Source organism: Vibrio marinisediminis (assembly GCF_014050145.1).
GTDB lineage: Bacteria > Pseudomonadota > Gammaproteobacteria > Enterobacterales > Vibrionaceae > Vibrio > Vibrio marinisediminis.
The window spans coordinates 1-269 of sequence record NZ_JACFYF010000261.1; the positions used below are offsets into that span (position 1 = coordinate 1).

Here is a 269-nt window from a genome sequence, read left to right on the forward strand (position 1 = left end):
CGTTGCGATCCGGCCGACGTGCCCCCAGGGCCCGCTCGATCACCGACCGCTTGTGGGCCACACCACTGGCATCGAGACCGGTACCGTTTCCGACCAGCCCGGCCACAGGACCGCCGGTCAGCACGGCCAACAAGGCACTGCTCGCCGTGGTATTGGCGATGCCCATCTCGCCGATGATCAGGCAACGACAGCCGGCCGCGGCGGCACGCTTCGCGGCGCGCGCCCCTGCCGCCATGGCCTGCAGGGCCTCGTCCCGTGTCATGGCGTCG

1 protein-coding gene is annotated in these 269 nt (G+C 71.4%); it reads right to left on the bottom strand.

The window, feature by feature from the left end:
- On the bottom strand, positions 1-269 hold a 269-nt coding region (locus H2O73_RS21125; RefSeq protein ID WP_182110809.1), incomplete at both ends, for a nicotinate-nucleotide--dimethylbenzimidazole phosphoribosyltransferase.